At 56.5% G+C, this 18,911-nt stretch carries 16 protein-coding genes; 4 read left to right on the forward strand and 12 right to left on the reverse strand.

Features of this window, described 5'->3' with window-relative positions:
* Nucleotides 1-232: hypothetical protein (locus tag Q675_RS38430; protein WP_227499576.1), on the forward strand; the 232-nt coding region annotated here is incomplete at its 5' end.
* Nucleotides 233-262: 30 nt separating this feature from the next.
* On the opposite strand, the gene Q675_RS31715 is transcribed toward Q675_RS38430, so the two are convergent.
* The 4 genes from Q675_RS31715 to Q675_RS31730 all read right to left on the reverse strand — a co-directional run bounded on the left by Q675_RS31715 (nucleotide 263) and on the right by Q675_RS31730 (nucleotide 5,363).
* Complete coding sequence (locus Q675_RS31715) at nucleotides 263-1,954, reverse strand: GMC family oxidoreductase (protein ID WP_023011586.1); 1,692 nt, start codon at nucleotides 1,952-1,954, stop codon at nucleotides 263-265.
* Nucleotides 1,955-1,981: 27 nt separating this feature from the next.
* On the reverse strand, nucleotides 1,982-3,436 hold the full coding sequence (locus Q675_RS31720) for an aldehyde dehydrogenase family protein (RefSeq protein WP_022991860.1): 1,455 nt from the start codon (nucleotides 3,434-3,436) through the stop codon (nucleotides 1,982-1,984).
* Nucleotides 3,437-3,486: 50 nt separating this feature from the next.
* On the reverse strand, nucleotides 3,487-4,005 hold the full coding sequence (locus Q675_RS38655) for a rubredoxin (RefSeq protein ID WP_011784149.1): 519 nt from the start codon (nucleotides 4,003-4,005) through the stop codon (nucleotides 3,487-3,489).
* Nucleotides 4,006-4,142: 137 nt separating this feature from the next.
* Complete coding sequence (locus Q675_RS31730) at nucleotides 4,143-5,363, reverse strand: alkane 1-monooxygenase (RefSeq protein WP_023011587.1); 1,221 nt, start codon at nucleotides 5,361-5,363, stop codon at nucleotides 4,143-4,145.
* Between the two features lie 501 nt (nucleotides 5,364-5,864).
* Here Q675_RS31730 and Q675_RS31735 point away from each other — a divergent pair.
* Nucleotides 5,865-8,219 carry a helix-turn-helix transcriptional regulator gene (locus tag Q675_RS31735; protein WP_227499577.1) on the forward strand — a complete coding sequence of 785 codons (2,355 nt, stop codon included), beginning with the start codon at nucleotides 5,865-5,867 and terminating at the stop codon, nucleotides 8,217-8,219.
* Nucleotides 8,220-8,384: 165 nt separating this feature from the next.
* On the opposite strand, the gene Q675_RS31740 is transcribed toward Q675_RS31735, so the two are convergent.
* Both Q675_RS31740 and aupA read right to left on the reverse strand, forming a co-directional pair.
* Entirely contained in the window at nucleotides 8,385-11,597 is a 3,213-nt protein-coding gene (locus tag Q675_RS31740; protein ID WP_023011589.1) for an Ig-like domain-containing protein, read from the reverse strand.
* Nucleotides 11,598-11,608: 11 nt separating this feature from the next.
* Nucleotides 11,609-12,949 (reverse strand): alkane uptake protein AupA, encoded by a 1,341-nt coding sequence (gene aupA / locus Q675_RS31745; protein WP_031211540.1) that lies wholly within the window; start codon nucleotides 12,947-12,949, stop codon nucleotides 11,609-11,611.
* A gap of 221 nt (nucleotides 12,950-13,170) precedes the next feature.
* Between aupA and Q675_RS31750 the strand changes: the two genes are divergently transcribed.
* Nucleotides 13,171-13,593 carry a TetR/AcrR family transcriptional regulator C-terminal domain-containing protein gene (locus Q675_RS31750; RefSeq protein ID WP_011784155.1) on the forward strand — a complete coding sequence of 141 codons (423 nt, stop codon included), beginning with the start codon at nucleotides 13,171-13,173 and terminating at the stop codon, nucleotides 13,591-13,593.
* Nucleotides 13,594-13,692: 99 nt separating this feature from the next.
* Here Q675_RS31750 and Q675_RS31755 read toward each other — a convergent pair whose 3' ends face one another.
* The 4 genes from Q675_RS31755 to slyA all read right to left on the reverse strand — a co-directional run bounded on the left by Q675_RS31755 (nucleotide 13,693) and on the right by slyA (nucleotide 17,606).
* A complete protein-coding gene (locus Q675_RS31755) occupies nucleotides 13,693-14,088 on the reverse strand; it encodes an ectoine synthase (protein ID WP_011784156.1) in 396 nt (131 codons plus the stop codon).
* A 219-nt stretch (nucleotides 14,089-14,307) separates the two neighbouring features.
* On the reverse strand, nucleotides 14,308-15,939 hold the full coding sequence (locus Q675_RS31760) for a DHA2 family efflux MFS transporter permease subunit (protein WP_011784157.1): 1,632 nt from the start codon (nucleotides 15,937-15,939) through the stop codon (nucleotides 14,308-14,310).
* On the reverse strand, nucleotides 15,932-17,122 hold the full coding sequence (locus tag Q675_RS31765) for an HlyD family secretion protein (protein WP_198324799.1): 1,191 nt from the start codon (nucleotides 17,120-17,122) through the stop codon (nucleotides 15,932-15,934). Before Q675_RS31765 ends, Q675_RS31760 begins: the two co-directional genes overlap by 8 nt.
* A 13-nt stretch (nucleotides 17,123-17,135) precedes the next feature.
* The gene (gene slyA, locus Q675_RS31770; protein ID WP_011784159.1) at nucleotides 17,136-17,606 is read right to left on the reverse strand and encodes a transcriptional regulator SlyA; all 471 of its coding nucleotides are present in this window, start codon (nucleotides 17,604-17,606) and stop codon (nucleotides 17,136-17,138) included.
* 147 nt (nucleotides 17,607-17,753) lie between these two features.
* Here slyA and Q675_RS31775 point away from each other — a divergent pair, with 147 nt between their 5' ends.
* Complete coding sequence (locus Q675_RS31775; protein WP_011784160.1) at nucleotides 17,754-18,188, forward strand: universal stress protein; 435 nt, start codon at nucleotides 17,754-17,756, stop codon at nucleotides 18,186-18,188.
* A 77-nt stretch (nucleotides 18,189-18,265) separates the two neighbouring features.
* Here Q675_RS31775 and Q675_RS31780 read toward each other — a convergent pair whose 3' ends face one another.
* Complete coding sequence (locus tag Q675_RS31780) at nucleotides 18,266-18,550, reverse strand: type II toxin-antitoxin system RelE/ParE family toxin (protein ID WP_011784161.1); 285 nt, start codon at nucleotides 18,548-18,550, stop codon at nucleotides 18,266-18,268.
* A complete protein-coding gene (locus Q675_RS31785) occupies nucleotides 18,543-18,836 on the reverse strand; it encodes a type II toxin-antitoxin system RelB/DinJ family antitoxin (RefSeq protein WP_011784162.1) in 294 nt (97 codons plus the stop codon). Before Q675_RS31785 ends, Q675_RS31780 begins: the two co-directional genes overlap by 8 nt.
* Nucleotides 18,837-18,911 lie beyond the last annotated feature (75 nt).

Consider the following 18,911-nt stretch of genomic DNA (forward strand, 5'->3'; position numbering starts at 1 on the left):
TACTTTCGTACCCATTAGTAACATTCCAGGTGCCCCACGTTATTCCAACAAATGGTCGCGCACCGATCCCCCTGGACATAGCCTGCCGTTCGAAGCGCTGACGCAAGTTGTCGCGACCGCTCCGAAACAGTTGCCCAGTCAGATCGACTGGGATTTCCATCCGTTCCTATCGACACAATCTCAGCGTCTCCATGGTAGCGAGCAGCATGGTCGATCAAGGAATTCACGGTGAGCTCCATGTTCATCATTTGGCCAAGCACGTTTATCTCCTCTCCATTTCTACTGCTCGTGGGACGGAATAGTTGGCGTCAGTAGTGTCCGCGGTGGGCGTGGGCGTCATAACCCGAGCCTGAACCGTGACATTTCCCAGGAGGATGTCGGCTGCATTTTCGGCAATCATCATGGTGGGTGCGTTGGTGTTACCGGCAACCAAACTGGGCATTATCGAAGCATCGACGACTCTAAGCCCTTCAATGCCTCTGACTTTCAACTCTGGATCAACGACTGACTCCGGATCCACGCCCATACGGCAGGTGCCAACGGGGTGGTAGATAGTCTCTGCATTTTCCCGGATGAAGTCCGCAATCTGATCGTCCGAGGACACAGAGTTTCCGGGCATGACTTCTCGCTTACTATGCAAAGCCATTGTCGGTGCCGCGAGTACTCGTCGCCCGAATTTAACGGCGGAAATCATTGTCTTGATGTCTTCGGGGTCACTCAGATAATTGGGCTGAATCAACGGATCGGCTAATGGATCAGGGCTTTTCAGTCCAATAAAACCCCGGCTTTTGGGCAGCAGATCGCAAATGTGTAAGGTGTAGCCATACCCGGTCATCACTTTTCGCCCATGATCCTTCAAAAAAGTTGGCAAAAAATGGAATTGCACATTCGGTCGTTCACACGAAGGGCTGGATTTAACAAAGCCTCCTGCCTCGGCTACATTACTGGTGAGAAACCCGCGTCGCGCAAAAATATAGGAAAAAAGTGCGCTCACTCCCCGAAGCAGGAAGCTGGGGGCAACACCAATAGGCAAACGTGAGTTCGCCGCGTGCATCAGCGTAATATCCAAATGATCGACCAGATTCTTGCCCACCTCAGGAAGGTGATGGACCAGAGGGATTCCGTGTTTCCGAAGCTCTTCGCGATCACCGATTCCCGAAAGCATAAGTAGTTGTGGTGAATTAACCGCACCACCAGACAATATGACTTCACCGCCGTTATTGAGTCTAAGCTGGCGATATTCGCCCCCCTGGTTCAGTGTCACGCCGACTGCCCGCTTACCGTCCATTACCACCCGGGTTACCCGAGCGTCCGTTAGCACATCGAGGTTAGGCCGTTTCTCTGCGCCACGCAGAAACGCCTGCGCCGAACTCCAGCGCCGACCATTTTTTTGTGTCACCTGGTAGAGGCCCAGTCCCTCTTGCGTTTCGCCATTGAAATCCGTGTTCACCGGGACATCCACATGGGAAGCGGCGCGAACAAAATCCCGACTTAACGGATTGACCGATCTCAGATCGCTTACGCTGAGTTCACCGCCCTTGCCGTGGTAAGCATCCGGTCCGAAACGTTCGTTATCTTCCAGTCGGCGAAACAATGTTAATGCGCGGTCCCATCCCCAAAGGTCGGTTCCGGCAGCCTGACCCCAGTGTTCATAATCGGCTTTGTGGCCCCGGATGTAGACCATGGCGTTGATGGAGGAGGAGCCGCCAAGAGTTTTACCCCGGGGCCAGAACAGACGGCGCCCCTTGAGATGTTCCTGAGGCTCGGTTTCGAAGGCCCAGTTCACCTGCTTGCTATTGGCAAGAAGTGCAATACCCACAGGCATATGTATGAGCGGGCTCTTATCCTTTGGCCCTGCTTCAAGTAACGCTACTCGCTTCGAGGGATCGGCAGTCAGTCGGTTAGCCAATACACAGCCAGCCGACCCGGCGCCAACAATAATGTAATCGTACATAGTGACTCTCTTGTTATTGGATTATGCTCAGCCCAGAATACGAACAGCAGCATCTATGAGCCGCCGGACCCAGCGTGTATAGGGAGGAAAAAGCAGGTGGATGAGAGAATGCTTATCCTCCATCAGCGCCTTTTCATGGGAAAAAGCGCGGAAACCGTATTCACCGTGTGCCGCCCCTATCCCGGAATTATTAACTCCACCAAACGGCAGGCCCGGATGTAGAAAATGCACAACTGTAAGGTTGACTCCTACAGCGCCGGAACTTGTTCGTTCGATAATACTCCTGGCAAAAGACTTGTTTTTGTCGAATACGTAAAGCGCCAGCGGCTTGGGGTTATCATTTATTTTATTGATAACCGAATCAATATCATCGAACTCAATAACCGGTAATATCGGGCCGAATAACTCCTCACGTGAGATATCCATGTCGCTGGATACATTTGCAATCAACGTCGGAGCAATAAAATTTTCTTCAGCATCTGTAACGCCACCTTCAAAGACTTTTGCGCCTTTGCTTTTGGCATCATCTATAATGTTTGATACGCGCTGGAAATGACGGGCATTTACAATCCGGCAATAGTCAGCCGTCGATTTTTGAGCTTCCGGTGTTTTTCCGTAGGTGCGCCCGATTTGCTTTTTAAGTGCTTCATTGAATTGGTCTGCGATACTTCTGTGTACAAAAACGTGGTCTGGAGCGATGCAGGTCTGGCCGTTATTGGCAAACTTCCCCCAGACAATATATCTGGCAGCCTTCTTTATGTTGGCATCCGGGCCTACGATGGTCGGGGATTTCCCGCCCAGCTCCAGTGTCACTGAGGAAAGGTTCCTGGCAGCAGCCTCCATGACCAGCTTGCCTACCGCAGGGCTACCAGTGAAGAATATGTGGTCGAAGGGCAAGGTCAACAGTTTCTGCGCTACCGCAGCATCCCCCTCAACCACGGAAACCAGGTCAGGAGAGAAGGTTTCGGCGACAATATCAGCGATCACCTTTGAGGTATGGGGTGTCATTTCCGAGGGTTTGATGATCGCACCGTTTCCTGCAGCCAACGCCGAGACCAGAGGTCCCAGCGCGAGATTGAGCGGATAATTCCACGGTGCAATGATCAGGCACACCCCCTTTGGTTCTGGCCGAACATAAGATTTCGTACCCAGAACGCCAACGGAGGCAGCCACCCGCTTCGGACGCATCCATTTACGCAAGTGTTTTTTAGTGTGTCGAATTTCCTGAAGCACCGGCAGAACTTCGGTTAATTTGACTTCGGGAGCGGGTTTCCGAAAGTCTGCCGCGCACGCCGCAATAATTTTTGGTTCGTGGCGTTTAATCGAATCCCGCAGTTGGTCGAGCTGCGCTATTCGAGCCTCCAGGGTAAAACTGCCGCGGCGTGCAAGCTGTGCCTGCTGCATGGCCGTGAAAGTTGCTTCAATTGTATCGGTGGTTGACCTGTTGGTGGCCCCGACCTCAACCAGGCTGGCAGTCTGCATTATAAATTACCTCTTGCCGAACGAGACTGTTGTTATTTTCCATCGGATTACTAGTCTTCATAGAGGACATAGTCCTCTTTTGTGGCACCACAGTCCGGACAGCACCAATCGTCTGGAATATCTTCAAAACGAGTGCCGGCAGGGAAGCCTTCGGCTTCATCTCCGAGAGCTTCATCGTAGATATGGCCGCAAGTGATGCAGACCCACTTCCGATAGGTATCTTTTTGAGTCGAGTCTTTGGGCGATTTTGAAGAGGTAGGCTTCGGTTTCGCTTTGGGCTTTGTTTTATTTTTAGCTGAAGGAGTAGATGCGTCCGTTGCTTTCTGCGATGCTCCCTCGGTCTTAGCTTGGCTGGCAGTACGGACCGCTATATTGGTTGCGGACACCGAAAGTTCCGAGTTCGCTTCTTGAAGCGCAACGAAGTCAACCTTATCCCTGACGGCACAGTCTGGACAGGACCAGTCTTCAGGAATTTTTTCCCAGGTCGTTCCTGCAGGAAAGCCTTCGTGCGGATCACCAACCACTTCGTCGTATACATAACCACAATCCGGGCATTGATGTTTAGCCATTTAAAGCACCTTTCAAACGATATTATTGTCTTTGTTTTGGTAGCGCCCGACGCGCACCCTCTTTCAGGTGCACGTCAGAGGCTCTTTTTCTGCAACGTAAATAAAGTAAACGACGTATATAAGTTCTAATTAGCCGATCATTTAGACGCTGCGGTATCGACTGATTCAGAATCAGTCCCACCAAATTTACGCACATAGAATTCACGCTTGCCGGGTTGAATCTGAATCTTATCGAGATCTCCTTTAGCCCAATCCAGCACCCGGTGGTCCATTATCGACCGAAACCATGAGGGAAACATTGCGACCAGGAACATTCCGGGATATCCCGATGGTAAGGAAGGCAGGTCTTTGAAGTCGCGAAGCGATTGATAGGACCTTGTAGGATGGGCGTGATGGTCGGAATGTCGTTGCAAATGAAACAGAATCAGGTTCGACATAATATGGTTTGAGTTCCATGAGTGGTGCGGTTGTTGACGCTCATAACGTCCATCCGACATCTTCTCGCGCAGCAATCCGTAATGCTCAATGTAGTTGGCGCTGGTCAGCTGCCACCAGCCAAAGGCCATCTGGATGGGCAGGAAGATCAGCATTAACGGACCAAAAAACGCCAGCAATGCGGCATACAGCACGACCGTCAGAATCATCGGCTGAAGCACTTCGTTCTCCAGGCTCCAGACACTTTTGCCGCAACGGCTCAGGCGCTGCTCTTCCAGCGTCCATGCCCGCTTGAAAGCACCGGGAATTTCACGCAATGAAAATGCGTAAATGGACTCGCCCATGCGGGATGTCGCCGGGTCCATCGGTGTTGCCACATCACGATGATGCCCCTTATTGTGCTCAATGAAGAAATGGCCGTACCCGACCACGGCGAGAACCAGTTTGGCCATCCAGCGGTCAAACGTCTCTTTTTTATGGCCGAGTTCGTGGCCTGTGTTCAGAGCCAGGCCATTGATGATGCCCATGGAAAAGGCCAGTGCGACGAACTCGAAAACATTCATTGGATGCGTGGCCACCCACCAGCAACTGACAATCAGAGATGCGTAGTGAACGGGCACGGTCAGGTAGGTCAGCACCCGATAGTAACGGTCCTGCTCAAGCCGGGGCACAGCCGACTCGGGGGGGTTGGAAAAATCTTCTCCGAACATGGCATCAATCAAGGGAACGGCACCATACCAGAAGATTAATACCAGCCCGTACCAGATGCTCCATCCGGTCTGGGCGACCAGATAAAGGCTGATAAGGGGTGTCGCTGGCCACAGCACGGAAAGGACCCACAGGTGGCGCTTTCTGTCCACATAGTTTTCGGCACCAGGGTCCCTCTGAAGAGACTCTGTTACTACATTTTCTGACATTGACATCAGGATCACCTTATTGTTATCGGATTCATCATCTTTTTACATCTTGTTCTGACCGGGCCACTCAGATGAGCGGGACGGTTGTGCACAGTGACAGGATTGGCTATAAACTGAGGTCAGACAACTACCCGAACGGGTAGGTTTGGGTCAGAGATCTGTCGATATGCGTCATGCCCTGGCGCGGGCGCGTTCCGGGCTGGCAAAGCAGGAGACTTGACTGTCATGACACGCCATAGCCTGGAAGATTGGTGCAGAAAGATGTCCGCCCGGATGTGGGGTCGTCAGCGTTTCATCACTCAAGGCTGTACAGACCGCCAGCGCCTGAGTGCTTCCGCGGTGCCTGGAGCAAAAGTCGTTCTGTACCGGGCTCCGCCGGGCTCCGGAAAATCTGTACAGGTAGCCCTGGCAGCGAACATCCGCGATCCGGAACACGAGAGTGCCGTCTATATCAATAGACGATCGTACCCGGACCCGCGCGAAGTCACTGACAGCCTGTTTGCGGCGTTGGTTTTATATCAGCTTGAAGGACCTGAATCCCGGGGAGCGCTGAAAAGCGACACCGACACCATCGAAGCGCTTCGGGATGCCTTATTCAATGCAAAAAAGACCATAAGAATTTGCCTTGACGGGCCCGGTGAAGGGGCGGATAACGGGGATCTGATTGAGGATCTGATCTGTGAAACACCGGACAATGTAAAATTTTTTATTGCGCCTGGCAGCACCGGGGCGTTGCCACGTTTGTCGCTGATGACGGGTGTTGTGACCTATGGTGCTGATGAGCTTGCCTTTACAGAAGAGGACCTAAAGGAGCCGGAGAAGCTTGGTGAGGTAACGGGTATAGGTGGCTCCGAAGCAGGCAACATTATACAAGCCACGGGCGGATGGCCCGCACTCGTCAGGCTGATGTGCCAAACCCCGAACCCGGACCTGCCTCCCGAATCCTGGCCGGAAACCCGCTCGTATTTCAGGGACAATCTCTTGTCCGTGCTACCCAGACATGCGCGAAGGTTTGTTTGCAACGCCGCGATGCTCGAGGAGGTCAGCGCGGAGTGCTATGACTATGTCTATAAAACGCAGCAGGCTGATCAGGAAATTTCGTTTGTTAACGAAAAATTTGCACTTTTAGCCCCCACCGTTTCCTCCGGCGAGCGCCTGGCCATGCACCCTGTGCTGAGAGGGTATTTGCGTAGTGTGTTTAATGCCACTCAACGGGAGCGCCGTTCGTATGTACTGAAACGCGTCGCCTTCTGGCATTGGCGCAGGGGGGAGTACCTCCATTCAATCAACGTCGCCCTGGAAGCCAGTGACCATCGCTGGGCGCGCGTGGTCAGTGACAGCATTATTCTGGACGTGGCGCTCCGGCAAGGTGAAATCGAAGTGCTTCGCACATGGTTTGAAAAGGTGCCGGCCCGCACGATAAAAAAAATCGCTTCCTTAAGCATAGGCTATGCCTGGACTCTGTATTTCAGCCAGCAAGCGCGGCAGGCAGAGGAAATGCTGGCGAGTTCCCGCCATCCGATTTCCAGGGGGCTGGGCAGCCTTGATGAGGAAGGGTGGCGGGAACTGGTTAAGGCAATAGGTAAAGCCACACACGATGAATTGTCGGAGAGCCAGACGCTCTGTGAAAAGTGGATTGACGCCTTTGGCGATCGCAATATGGTCGGTAAAGGCGCGGCCCTTACATGCCAGGCATTCATTGCCTCCAGCGATCGCCGCTTTGAAGAGTTAGAAGAACTATTGCACAGAGCGGCGGTGGCCAACCAGTCATCCAATCAACTCTACGCGTTTATCTGGCTTAAAACGGCGGAAATCCAGACAGAATTGTTCAAAGGCGACATGGTCCGGGCAATGTACCTGTTGCGTCAGGCGAATAAAACCGCAGAAAAGATTGGCGTACCAAAAAGCTTTTTAAGCAAGATGCTTGGTGTTCTTGAGGTACAAATCCTGCTCGAACAGGATCATCACCTGGTTTCCCCGGAATCTGCACAGGCATCCTTTGATTTCGCCTTGAATTATGGCGTTACCGACATTCTGTGGGGATGTACACAGACCTGCAGCCGTTTGCTGTACCACCAGGGATTCCGGGACAGAGCCATGGCCCTGTTGGAGCAAGCCCGCCTGGCCGCCAGCGAGCGCGAGCTCCCGCGCCTCAATATCCTGACGAAAGTTCAGCTGGCTGAGTTCACTCTCCTGAACAACGAGGAATTGGAGCCACCGATACTTCCCGATGAATCCGAGCTGATATTTACGCCGAATCAAAACCGGGCCATTCAGGCGCACATTGCTTTAGTGCGCTCAATGTACAGGCTAAGGCTTGGGAAGCAGTTTGGTGTGGCCGGGAACTATGCCAGAGAGGCGCTTCAGGCTGCCAGTGCCATCTCAGATGCCAGAACCAGGGTCGCCGCCCAGTATTGCCAGGCCCTGGCAGCCTTTGCCCTCGGTTCCTCAAAACCGGCAAAGCGCCTGATTCTTGATGCCAACCTGCATGCGGAGCATCTGAATTGCCACTTTACACCGCTGTGGATAAAAGAAGCGCTGCTTTCCCTGAGTCCCCTTGCCCGGAATCTTTTTGATGACCTGCCGGACACCGCTGAAGCAGCCACTACAAAGGACCCCGAGGTCCGGGCAGACGACCTCAGCGCTGCACCGGTACCGGGACATACCGACTCCGTTATCACGGTCAGGCAGATTTCCATACTGAAGTGCATAAGTAATGGAATGACCAACAAAGCGATCGCTGAGCGGCTTCTTGTGACCGAGGATGCTGTCAAATGGCATCTGAAGAAGATTTTCAGCGAACTTGGAGTAACCAACCGGGTTCAGGCGGTCACTGAAGCGCGACTGCGCGGACTCTTATAGTGAGACGTAACCGGTGCTCTGCTGGTTGCGGAGCCGGGGTATGGGCAGGGGTGTATGGGCAGGGGTGTATGGGCAGAGAGTGCCACCTTTTCGCGGCGCTGGCAGGCGGCCCGGCTTCGCCGGGCAAACAAAAAGCCCTGGCTGGTAAGCCAGGGCTTTTTGGGGTTACTGCTGTGTCGTTGGTGAGAGATAGGTGAGAGAAAGCATCTCTTGCGGGATTTCAAGATGGATGACGGTGTCTGCGTTCAGTCCCAGAAGATCGATGATCGGGTTACAAAGGTCAGGAACCAAGCTGCAGAGGCCATCGACGTTGTCCGATGTGAGCGTAATATCTCCTCGCACTTCAACGTCAATCGGGACTGCCTCGACATTGGCCAGTTTGATCTGTATACGGCCATCCTGGAGAAATATCACCGGCCCTCTTACCGTCAAGGAATCAAGAGGATAGCTGTATAGGTTATGGTCAAGATAGGCCGGCCCAATGCTTGGATTGAGGTAAGGGGCATCCAGGTATACGTCCAGATTAAGCTCGAAGGTAAACTGACCCTGATCATTGGTATAGAGAAAGCCATTCAGCGGTTCGACATTGCCACTGGCATCCCTTGGGTACCTCATGCGCATCATGAGCGGGCCGGTCGGGATGAGTTCTTCGGCCTCAATGCCGGTGTCTGCAAGCCCAATTCTTGCAAACGCATCCAGCAGTTGAGTATCTATTTTGACCCACACATCGCTGGATGTGGTGGCTAACACAGAGGGCAGAATTTCCACCGGTACCCGGCCCTGGTCGTCCGGCTGTCCTGCTACGATGGTATCGAGCATGGCTGTCAGATAAATGAACTTGTCTTCGGGGCAGATGTCGGGGGATCCATCTCCTCCTTCTTGCTCTGTGGCGAATCCACATCCAATGTTAGCGTCAACAACAAGAGAATCCTGTTGAGGAGGATCCAGTGAGCTGACCCCATTGGATGCCAGGCCTACCGCGTTGGCAACGCTTTCTCCTGCTTGAGAGCCGGCCTCAAGATCTTTTGTATAGTCCAGATCCGCATTGGCATCGGCCGCCGGCAGGTTTCTCAGCGGCAGGTAGGTGGCATTCTTTTTCTCGATGCCGGTGAAGTAGTTCACCAGCGCCGTGCCGCCCTCGGTTCTGTGGGTTGCCTCCCATTTATCCTGGGTGAGCAGGACGGTTTGCAGAGGCAGCCCCGCGGCTGACTCTATCGCGGAGTCATTGGCATTCAGCGTATAGCGGTAAAGCCTGCCTGTCTCCCACGGAACCAGGGGCGTAATGGTCAGGGACCGTGGCTCGGTGGTGAGGGTGTATTCGGAGATATCAAGTTTTTCCCATTGGCCAGTATCCGTTTGCCTTTCAACGGTCAGACTGTCGCCGGGGATGATGGTTTCCGGGTTCATGTTCTGGGAGAAACGGACGATAATGGGCTTGTCGGTTTCGAGTTGACCAATGGGTAGCAGGTCGTCATCGTCTTTGCCCCCGGTACAACGTCCCTGGTTACCATTACTGACATTCGTATCGGTAATATCTTTGGCACAGGGGAACCCCGGGTGGGTTATCAGGGCAAGCGGTGACTGGTCCGTTGGCGTGCCCGGTTCGGTCGGGCTGAGTTGGAAGGGGAGGGCAACCTGGCTGGCAAAGGTGTTTCCGGCCAGATCCCGCAAACCGGACCCGTTTTGCGACGAGGCACCATCGGGATTGAGCCTGAGAACGTAGGCCGGACCATGCTCCAACGGCTCCACGGGATCAATGACAACACTGCCGCCATTGGCTTTCAGGTTCGCATCAACCGGTACTCCATTCTTTTCCAGCTGAATGTTGTCTGAATGGATGGATGAGGGGAGCAGCGGTTCGTTGAAGTAGACCACCAGATTATCGCCCGGGCGAAGCTTGTCCTGATTATCATCCCCGGGCACCCAGCTCTTGATGAAGGGCGCTTCGGTGTCCGCGAAGCCGGCCTGCAGCGGGGCATCTTCGACGTTGCGGAAGCCGTTCAGCTTGAAGGAGATCAGGCCTGAGGCCGTGTCAATGCCCATCACGTCCGGCTCAATAACGCCAACGGCTTCGATGCTCAGCTTGCCGTCCTCGACGATGGCGGTACCCACCAGCTGCACGTGCATGAGCTGCTGGCCAAGGGCACCGTTGGCAATGGTGTTCCCGGTATTGAGGGCCATATCGACGTAGAGTTCGAGCGATCGGGGTGCATCCACTGCATCGGTGTAGGGATTGGGCATCAGGAAGCCATTGGCGTCCGAGAGAAAGCGAACCTCGACGGCGTCGGATTCAAACCCGGCCGGTACGGCACCGGCGACCTTGACCACTACGGAACTCCCGGTCAGCAGGGTGCCCCGGTCGATCCTCAGGGGAATGCTCTGGCCGGCCGCTTCAAATTTGGGAATAAAACCCAGCTCCGCGAACACGGTGCCGGTGACGGCCGTCGGGTTGTCCGGGCCCAGAAGGGGAGAACTCAGGTTCACCGAGTTGTAATCCTCGCCCGTCAGCGGTAGCTGGCCAGACAGGGTTTCAGCAGCCTGGGCCATAATCTGCCGCTTGCCCGTCGGGGAGCGGGAGTCGATCGGGTTGAAGGTCAGTGTGCGATCTTCGGACAGGGCATCATCGAGCAGAGCGCTTTTGATGCCGGTAGTCACTTTCAGGGTATAGGTTTTGGTGGGGTCCAGGTAGCCTTCCGGGTCCACCGTGACCCGGTGACCCCTGACGTATACTTCGGCATTCACCGGTTCACCGGCCTGGTCCGTCAGGCGGATGGTGTCGCCGTAAACCACCGATTGCGGGTCGACGGGCTCGGTAAACTGAAGCCGGAATGACGTAAAGTCCGTGACGGGGTAGTCGCTTCCTCCGTCCGGAATGGTCCGCGCCAGTTCAAATCCGGTGCCTTCGGTCTGGCTCAGAATCGGGCCGGATGTGGCCGGTGCTGTCCTGAATCGGATGCCATCCGCGGTCAGTGACACCGGTGTGCCGCCAACCTCAAGGCCCTCTGCGGTCAGGGTGTAGCTGGTTCCCGGCGCAAGCGCCGTGTCCGGCTTTGCCGCCAGCCCCATCTTGTCTTCACCAGTGAACATCACGTCGGTGAGGGTAACCTCGTTCCCGGTGGCATCCTTCAGGACCAGGACATCGGGAAGGTCAGTCAGCGGTGTATCGATGGACTTGTTGAAGCGCAGGAAGACCGGTGCTGTTGTGGGGACGGTGGACGTGACACCGGGCTGATCGCCGCCGGGGGACGTACTGTCAGCCGGATAGGTAAATGTCAGCGATCCGGGTGTCGGAGCCCGGGTAACGGTCTGCTTGTCTCCGCTACCCCCGCAGCCTGCGAGTGCTGTGGTGACAATCAATGCAATGGTTGTTTTTTTCATGCCGCACCTCTTCAGAATTTCAGCGTAACCGAACCGCTGAACACGTGAATGTCGCCGTCTGCGGTAACGTCTTCTTCATTGCCGTTATAGTCGACAATGGTGAAATCACGCTCTTGCAGCTTCTGGTACTGGTAACCAAGGTCCACGCGAACGGGGTAGGCCAGAAGACGGGTGCGGTTGAATGTGGCGCTTAAGCCAAGCCCGACAGAAATCTTGTCTGTGTCCAGGTAGTTGATTTCCGGGTTTCGGGTGGTTTTCAGAGGGGATTCTTCATAGGCGACGCCGGCACGCAAACTGAAGTTATCGTTCAGCATAAACTCGCCACCGAGACGGGGAATCAGGGTGTCGTCAAACTGCATGCGGGCAGCAGGGGAGAGGCGGTTCTGATCCTTGATGGTGTCGCTGGCAAATTCATCTTCCAGTTCTGACCAGTTCTGTTGTTCTACGCTGCCCCCGATACGCCAGCCGTCACCCTGATACTGGGTACCAATGACCCAGATTTCCGGCTGAAAGGAGTCTATCGTGGTAACCGCAAGCGCAAGCCCCGGATCGGGAATCGTCTGGTCGACAATGACGTTTGCGTCGATACTGGTGGAAGCCGATGATTCTGCCCGGTAAGCAAGGGCCGTTTCCCAGCCGCTCAACCAACAGCCGCTTTCAGGGCAGAAAGTTTTGCCCCAGTCGATGGAGGTACTGAGAATCGACTTTACAGAGGGTTCGGCATTGACTGACAGGCGCTCACGTCGTGTCTCACCGGCCAGGTTCGATAACGTATCCAGCTTGGCTGTGGCTTCGAGGGTGACTCTTGCCGAGATTCCGGCGTCAATACCTCGCCAGATGTTGGTGGCACCACCGATATTGAGGAACAGGGGTTCCCTGCCATACTCCATGAACTGGCCGCTTTCTGATGTGTTTGAACTGAAGGCCAGCAGTTCCTTGCCATACTTCTCTACTCCCGCGATGAAGCCAAAGTAAATGGGGTGCTTAAAACGGGTCAAGGAAGAAAGATTTGTTTTCATGCCGATGAGCACATGCTGACTCGGTGAGTCGGCGAGTACGTCGCCATCCCGCAGGGGGCCATCCGCTCTCAGTTCCTGTTCTGCATGAAGCAGGCCTAGGGTCAGCTCTCCCCGGGGATCTTTTGTCAGATAAGCCGGGTTATAGTAAGTGGCAGACACCTGATCGTTGAACATAGACAGGGATTGCGCTGTAGCCACGTCGGCTGCCATTACCCCGTAGGTGGTGCCGATGTTGCCCATGCTGGCCTGAGTGGGAAAAGAACCCCCAGCGGACAGAATTGCGATTGCAAGGCAAGAGGTAGGGCCCTTAGTAAAAAGGGGAGTCTTAGGCATTAATATGCTCCGTTTTCTCGTTATTGTTGTCAGTACATCTATACAGCGCTTGTTGAGGCGGTCAGATGCTGTTCAGCAAAAAAGCTTACTTAAACTGTTTTTTCGGAACATTGGCCCTCTTGACGCCACAGATCGTCTTTAACTCAGCCAGGCTTTTTCGTGAGAAAGGTTTTGAAAGGACGTCGCTCAAGTAGATTGCCGAAGCGCTGCTTGTCGAGCTGATGCGCCGGGGAGTCGACCTGGTTACCGCAGAGGTCGAGTCGGCTTACGCCAGCTCGGACGACCCGGTTGAGCGTTTGCGTCTTTGTATCAACGCACATCTGCGAGCCCTGTTGTTAGGTTCGGATGCGGTTTACGTGCTGTTGTTTGAATGGCGGGCGCTGGGCCCGGAGGCTAGTAAGGAAATCATCGAACTGCGTGACCAGTACGAGTCCCTGTGGGCCGGTATCCTCGAAACAATGATTGCGCAGGGCGTGGTCCGGCAGAATGTTGACGGCCGTTTGCTTCGCCTGATCGGCCTTGGGGCGCTCAACTGGGTTGCAACCTGGTTCGACCGGAACGGAGTCCATTCACTCGACGCCATTGGTGATTTTATCTGGCAGATCGCTATGGACGGTGTCATCAATAAAGGTGTCCAGGCATAATCGGGATTCGCCGGCATGGACGTACCAGCCAAAGCAACAGCGCTACCGCCAGCAGTCGCTCTGGCAGTGTCCCAGCGATCAGATCGGCAGTCAGTCGGATCAGTTATCGCTGCTGTCCGACAGGTAGGCGCCGTCCTCGTCATGGACTTCCTGGCCGGTCACCGGCGGGTTGAAGGCGCAGATCAGGCGCATGTCCTCGGTGCCACCGTACAGGGTGTGCTTGTCGTGGTTGTCCAGGGCGTAGAGGGTACCGTCGGTAATCTCGTGAACTTCACCCGTGGCGAGGTCCTTGATGCGCCCGTTACCGGCAACGCAGTAAACGGCTTCCAGGTGGTGCTTGTACCAGAAAGTGTGCTCGGAGCCTGCCTTGATGATGGTTTCGTGGAAGGAAAATCCCATTCCGTCCTTCTTGAGCAGCAGGCGGCGGCTGGTCCACTGCTTGTCGCTGACTTCACGCTCGGTACCAATGATGTCCTGAACTTTAACGATTTTCATGGGCGTATCTCATGGTTGGTTGGTCAGAATCGGGTGAAACAACTTTATAGTATAAACATTAGGCATCTATATATTTCAAGTGGCCCTTTCCTCCTGCCACTGGTCATACCCCTCTAGCGCTTCCCGGCTGTCATTGCCCGGTGTGGCCCGCTCCGCACGCCGCGAGAGGCTTAACGTACGCTATTTTCCGTTTCGTGAGGTGGCCCCTTGACACGTGCGTCACCGACTCTGCTGAATCGCGTTCTGCGACGATGGCGGGTGACGCATGGCCTCGCTGGCCGGCAGCGCCGGAGGCGTGGACCTCCGGCGCATCATCAGCGCCGGAACAAGGGCGGCCAGGAAGATCGCGCCGACGATAAAGAAGCTGTCCCGGTACCCCAGCATGTTGCCCTGGCTGTAGATCACGCGGCCAAGATAGTTCATCGCCCCGGCCTGGCGTATCGCCTCCGGCACGCCAGCCTGTGCAAACAAGCCGGTTACTTCGTGCAGCATAGCGGTCGTTGCACTGTTGCCTGCATGCTGTGCCGCCGTGAAGCTGTCTACGTAGAGCTGAGATCGCCGCTCCAGAGCGATGGAGAGCAGGTTGACACCAAACGCCCCGCCGAGTTGGCGCACGAAGTTGATGGCGCCGGAGCCCTGACTGAGTAGCGTCATGGGGAGCGCCTTGAGGGCGCCGGCGTTCAGGCTCGGCATGATGAAACCAAGGCCGATACGCCCCAGCATGATCCACCAGGCGAACAGCCAGAACGAGGTATTGGTATCCACGTTGCTCATAAGAAACGATGACAACGCGAAAATCACAAGCCCAAACATGACCGTGGCATAGGCGGGTGTCCTGTCAGTCAGCCGCCCCGCGATGGGGAAGACCAGGGCCAGAATCAGCCCCGCCGGCATTAGCAGCAGGCCCGAGCGGGTCGGCGTGTAGCCCTGGATCGTCTGGACGAACAGCGGGATCAGGAAGGTCGAACCGAAGATGCCTGCTCCGAAAATGAAGGCCACGACGGAGGCGCCCGCATAGACCCGGTTCGTGAAGAGCTTGAGATTGAGCATGGGTGCGGACGTGCGCAGCTCCCAGACGATGAAGCCGATGCCCGCGACCAGGGCGATGGCGAAGTCGCGCAGGATGGGGTCGGAGATCCAGCCGTCACGCTGCCCGTTCGACAACCCGTTGAGCAGGGTCACGAGAAACACCGTCATCAGTCCAAAGCCGATCCAGTCGAATTTGCGCGGCGGACCGGAGGTTGCGCGCCCCGGCATCAAGATCGCGGCCATAAACAGGCCGATGAAGCAGAAGGGCACGGCCATGAAGAAGACATAGCGCCAGCTGAAGCTGTCGACCATGATGCCGCCAAGCGTCGGGCCAAGCGCCGGGGCCAGCACCACGCCGATGCCGTAAATTCCCATGGCCGACCCGCGTTTCTCCGGCGGAAAGACCTGGAAGATCGTCTGCATGGCGAGCGGCTGGAGGATGCCGGCCGCGCCGCCTTGTAAAACACGGGCCAGGATCAGCACGCCCTCGGCGGGGGCGAGCCCACCCATGATGGAGGCGGCGATAAAGATGGTTATCGCCAACATAAAGGTCGCGCGCTGGCCGAGGGTATCGACCATCCAGGCATTGAGCAGCATGGTCCCGGTCATCGCGGCGAGGAAGCCGGTGGAGAGAAGTTGCGCCTTGTCCTGGCCCATGCCGAAAGCGCCCATGATATCCGGCAGGGCTACATTGACGATGGTGGCGGTCAGGATAGTGGCGATCGTGCCCATCATGACCGTCGCTGTGACCAGCCAGCGATAGGACGGGCCGAAACGGGCGAATAGCCCCTCGATACTGTCCGGCCGGGGCGCGCTAGTCATCGGCTCTCGCCTCCAGCTCCACCATCATACCCGGCTTGAGTTCGCCGCCGTCCTGCTGCACCGCGATGCGCACTGGCAGGCGCTGGGTGATCTTGGTGAAATTGCCGCTCGGGTTGGGGTTGGGCAGCAGGGCGAACTCGCTGGTGGCGGACTGCCCGACGCGCGTGACCCTGCCCTCAAAGCGCCGCCCCGGCAGGGCATCGACAGTGATCATCACGCTCTTTCCCGGCCGGAAGAAGCGGATGTCGGTCTCCTTGACGTTCGCTTCGACACGCACCCGCTCGGGATCATGCACCATCAGCAGGCGTTGGCCGGGGGTGACATATTCGCCCTTGTCCACAAATACCCGGTCCACCACGCCGTCGAATGGCATGACGATGGTGCGATCTTCCAGGTCGAGTTCGGCCTGGGCTTTTTGTGCACGTAGCCGCTGCTCCTCCGGGCCGAGTTCGGCGAGCTGGGTGCGCAGCACCGTGAGTTCCCCGCGCGCGGCTTCAGCCTCGGCCAGGGCGGCGCGGGCATTTTCCAGGTCCGCCTGGGCGCTCAATGTCTGCTGCTTTGCCGTCTCCAGCGCCGCCCGCGTCTGGTCCAGGCGCGCACGGTTGATGGCACCGCTCGGCGCCAGCTTCTCCGCCCGGTCATTCTCCTGTCTGGCAAGATCGAGTTGCGCTGCCGCTGCTGCCAACCTGGCCTCTGCCGCCCTCACCGCTGCCTGTTTGGCGGTAATGCGGCTCTGTGTCTGACGGTCGGTGAGTGCGATGCGCGCTTCGATCTCCTCGCGGCGGCGGGCAATCCCGGCGAGTTGCGCGTCAAGCGCCTCGACACGGAGACGGCTTTCCCGGTCGTCGATCCGGATCAAAACCCTGCCTCTCTGCGCGGCATCGCCATCGGTCACTTCAAGTACCGTCACCCAACCGGGAACCCGGCTGCTCATGGCAACAATGTCGGCGGCGACACGGGCATCCGTCACAACGACATGGGTGAGCTGCTGATACAGCCACCAGCCGCCACCTCCGAGAACGATCAGCGTCGCCAGGATCGCGCCATACCATCGCCATGGCCGAGGGCGGGCAGGAGGTAAAGCCGTCTCTGACTCAGCCTCCCTCTTCTTGTCGGGGGCGGTGCGTAGATCGGTTTCCTGATCGTCGTCCTGGTGTTCCCGGTGGGTCATATGCTGGTTCACGCTCTAGCTCTCATCAGTTTTTGTCCACAGGCTGCATCGCCCTTGGGGTGCCGCCCAGCTTGTCGGCGATCTTCTCGAAGACCTTCAGACAGGTCGCCACCTCGGCATGGGACAGGTCGGATAAGATTTCCGCCCGCACCGCCGCTGTGGTAGCTTCGATCCGTTCCAGAACAGGGGCAGCCTCCGCACGCAGGTGAACCGATTTGGTGCGCCGGTCGGCGGCTTCCGTGCGGCGTTCGATCAGCCCCTCCGCTTCCAGCCGGTCCAGCGCGCGTACCAGGGTCGGCCCCCGCACCCCGACCGCCTCGGCCAATTCACGCTGGGTTGCCGCCTGGGGCAGGCGAGAGAGATGTAACAGGGTCAACCAGCGGGACTCGGTGAGGCCAAAGGTGGCCAGCCGCCGGTCGATTTCGGCGCGCCACAGCCGGGCGACCAGCCCGAGGCGAAGGCCGAATTGTTCCTGATCGTGAAGTGGCTTCGTCATCTCATTGCCTGCATCATTATGTAGCTGTACTATAATCAATAGATAGCTAAGTATCAAATGGCGAGGGATGTAGCCCCGAAGGCAGCACTGTCTAGAGCAGAGGACCGGGAAAGGCGTTCCATCCCGATCACAGAAAGGAGCACCACGATGTACAGGACGATCCTCCTAGCCTATGACGGCAGCCGGCAAGGCCGTGAGGCGCTGGACCAGGGGGCCGAGCTGGCTTCGCTTTGCCAGGCTCGTGTCTATCTCCTCGCCGTCGTCACCCATGAACTGGGTGTCGCGCTCGCTGAAGCGGCGGCACCCTCAGACCTGCCGGAGCGAGAATATCAGGAAGTGCGCCGCGTGCTGACGGAGGGCGCGGAAGCGCTGCGGCGGGCGGGGCTTTCCGTCGACACGCGCCTCGCTGCGGGCAACCCCGCCGAGGAGATCGGCCGAATGGCGCACGAGGTCGGCGCGGATCTGGTCGTGGTCGGTCACCGTGAACAGAGCGCGATGGCCCGGTGGTGGCACGGCTCCGTCGGCGCTTCGCTGCTCGCCCACGCGCCATGCAGCCTGCTGGTGGCCGTTGCGGACCGGTAGTTGTCAAGGAATATGTCGCAGGGTCTTCATCAAGGTCTTCGCCGGCTAGGCTGAGGAGAAAGCCCTTGATTCAGGTGTTAATCGGTTGGCGGCCACTGCTGCGCAGCATGTAACACGCGCAGTATTCGTACCGTCAAGGCATCCTCCTGGTACACGAGGATATAGTTCGACCAGGCGACGAGTTCCCGGGTCCCTTCAACCCGACCAGGGCGGCCTATTGTGGGGAACTCCGGCAGCTTTTCAGCTTTCATCTCGATATCATCTTTTACGCGCTGTGCTGCATCGGGATTGTCATCAGAGATGTAATCGACAATCCCTAGCAGATCGGTACGAGCCAGTTCCAGCCATTCCAGTTCAGGCACGGCGACGCTTTCTGTCGATCAACGCTTGTGCCTCATCCATTACCTGTTGATGAGGAACGGTAGGTCGGGCATCAGCCAGGGCCTCTTTCACTTTATCGCGGAACCAGGCGTCATGGGCTTCCGGATCAGCCGTTAACCCAACGGGCAATCCGCCCTCTTTGGTTACGCGGGTTAGAAGGATGCGGACGGCATCTGATACCGTCAAGCCGAAGCTGGCGAGCTTTTCCGCTGCATCAGCCTTCAGCTCGTCGTCCACACGAACGTGCAGCATTGAAGTGTGAGCCATGATGAATTCTCCGTTTGTCATGCGTAACTCTACTTTGTATCTCAAATGCGATACAGTCAAGCTGTAGATATTAGC

This window comes from Marinobacter sp. EN3, assembly GCF_000475315.1.
GTDB classification, from domain to species: domain Bacteria; phylum Pseudomonadota; class Gammaproteobacteria; order Pseudomonadales; family Oleiphilaceae; genus Marinobacter; species Marinobacter nauticus.

Excerpts from the sequence above, each read along its gene's own strand:
- Q675_RS31720 (WP_022991860.1), bottom strand. The coding sequence starts at position 3,436 with ATGCAGACTGCCAGCCTGGTTGAGGTCGGGGCCACCAACAGGTCAACC.
- Q675_RS31775 (WP_011784160.1), top strand. The coding sequence starts at position 17,754 with ATGTACAGGACGATCCTCCTAGCCTATGACGGCAGCCGGCAAGGCCGT.
- aupA (WP_031211540.1), bottom strand. The coding sequence starts at position 12,949 with ATGCCTAAGACTCCCCTTTTTACTAAGGGCCCTACCTCTTGCCTTGCA.
- Q675_RS31760 (WP_011784157.1), bottom strand. The coding sequence starts at position 15,939 with ATGACTAGCGCGCCCCGGCCGGACAGTATCGAGGGGCTATTCGCCCGT.
- Q675_RS31750 (WP_011784155.1), top strand. The coding sequence starts at position 13,171 with ATGCGCCGGGGAGTCGACCTGGTTACCGCAGAGGTCGAGTCGGCTTAC.
- Q675_RS31715 (WP_023011586.1), bottom strand. The coding sequence starts at position 1,954 with ATGTACGATTACATTATTGTTGGCGCCGGGTCGGCTGGCTGTGTATTG.
- Q675_RS31740 (WP_023011589.1), bottom strand. The coding sequence starts at position 11,597 with ATGAAAAAAACAACCATTGCATTGATTGTCACCACAGCACTCGCAGGC.
- Q675_RS38655 (WP_011784149.1), bottom strand. The coding sequence starts at position 4,005 with ATGGCTAAACATCAATGCCCGGATTGTGGTTATGTATACGACGAAGTG.
- slyA (WP_011784159.1), bottom strand. The coding sequence starts at position 17,606 with ATGACGAAGCCACTTCACGATCAGGAACAATTCGGCCTTCGCCTCGGG.
- Q675_RS31785 (WP_011784162.1), bottom strand. The coding sequence starts at position 18,836 with ATGGCTCACACTTCAATGCTGCACGTTCGTGTGGACGACGAGCTGAAG.
- Q675_RS31755 (WP_011784156.1), bottom strand. The coding sequence starts at position 14,088 with ATGAAAATCGTTAAAGTTCAGGACATCATTGGTACCGAGCGTGAAGTC.
- Q675_RS31730 (WP_023011587.1), bottom strand. The coding sequence starts at position 5,363 with ATGTCAATGTCAGAAAATGTAGTAACAGAGTCTCTTCAGAGGGACCCT.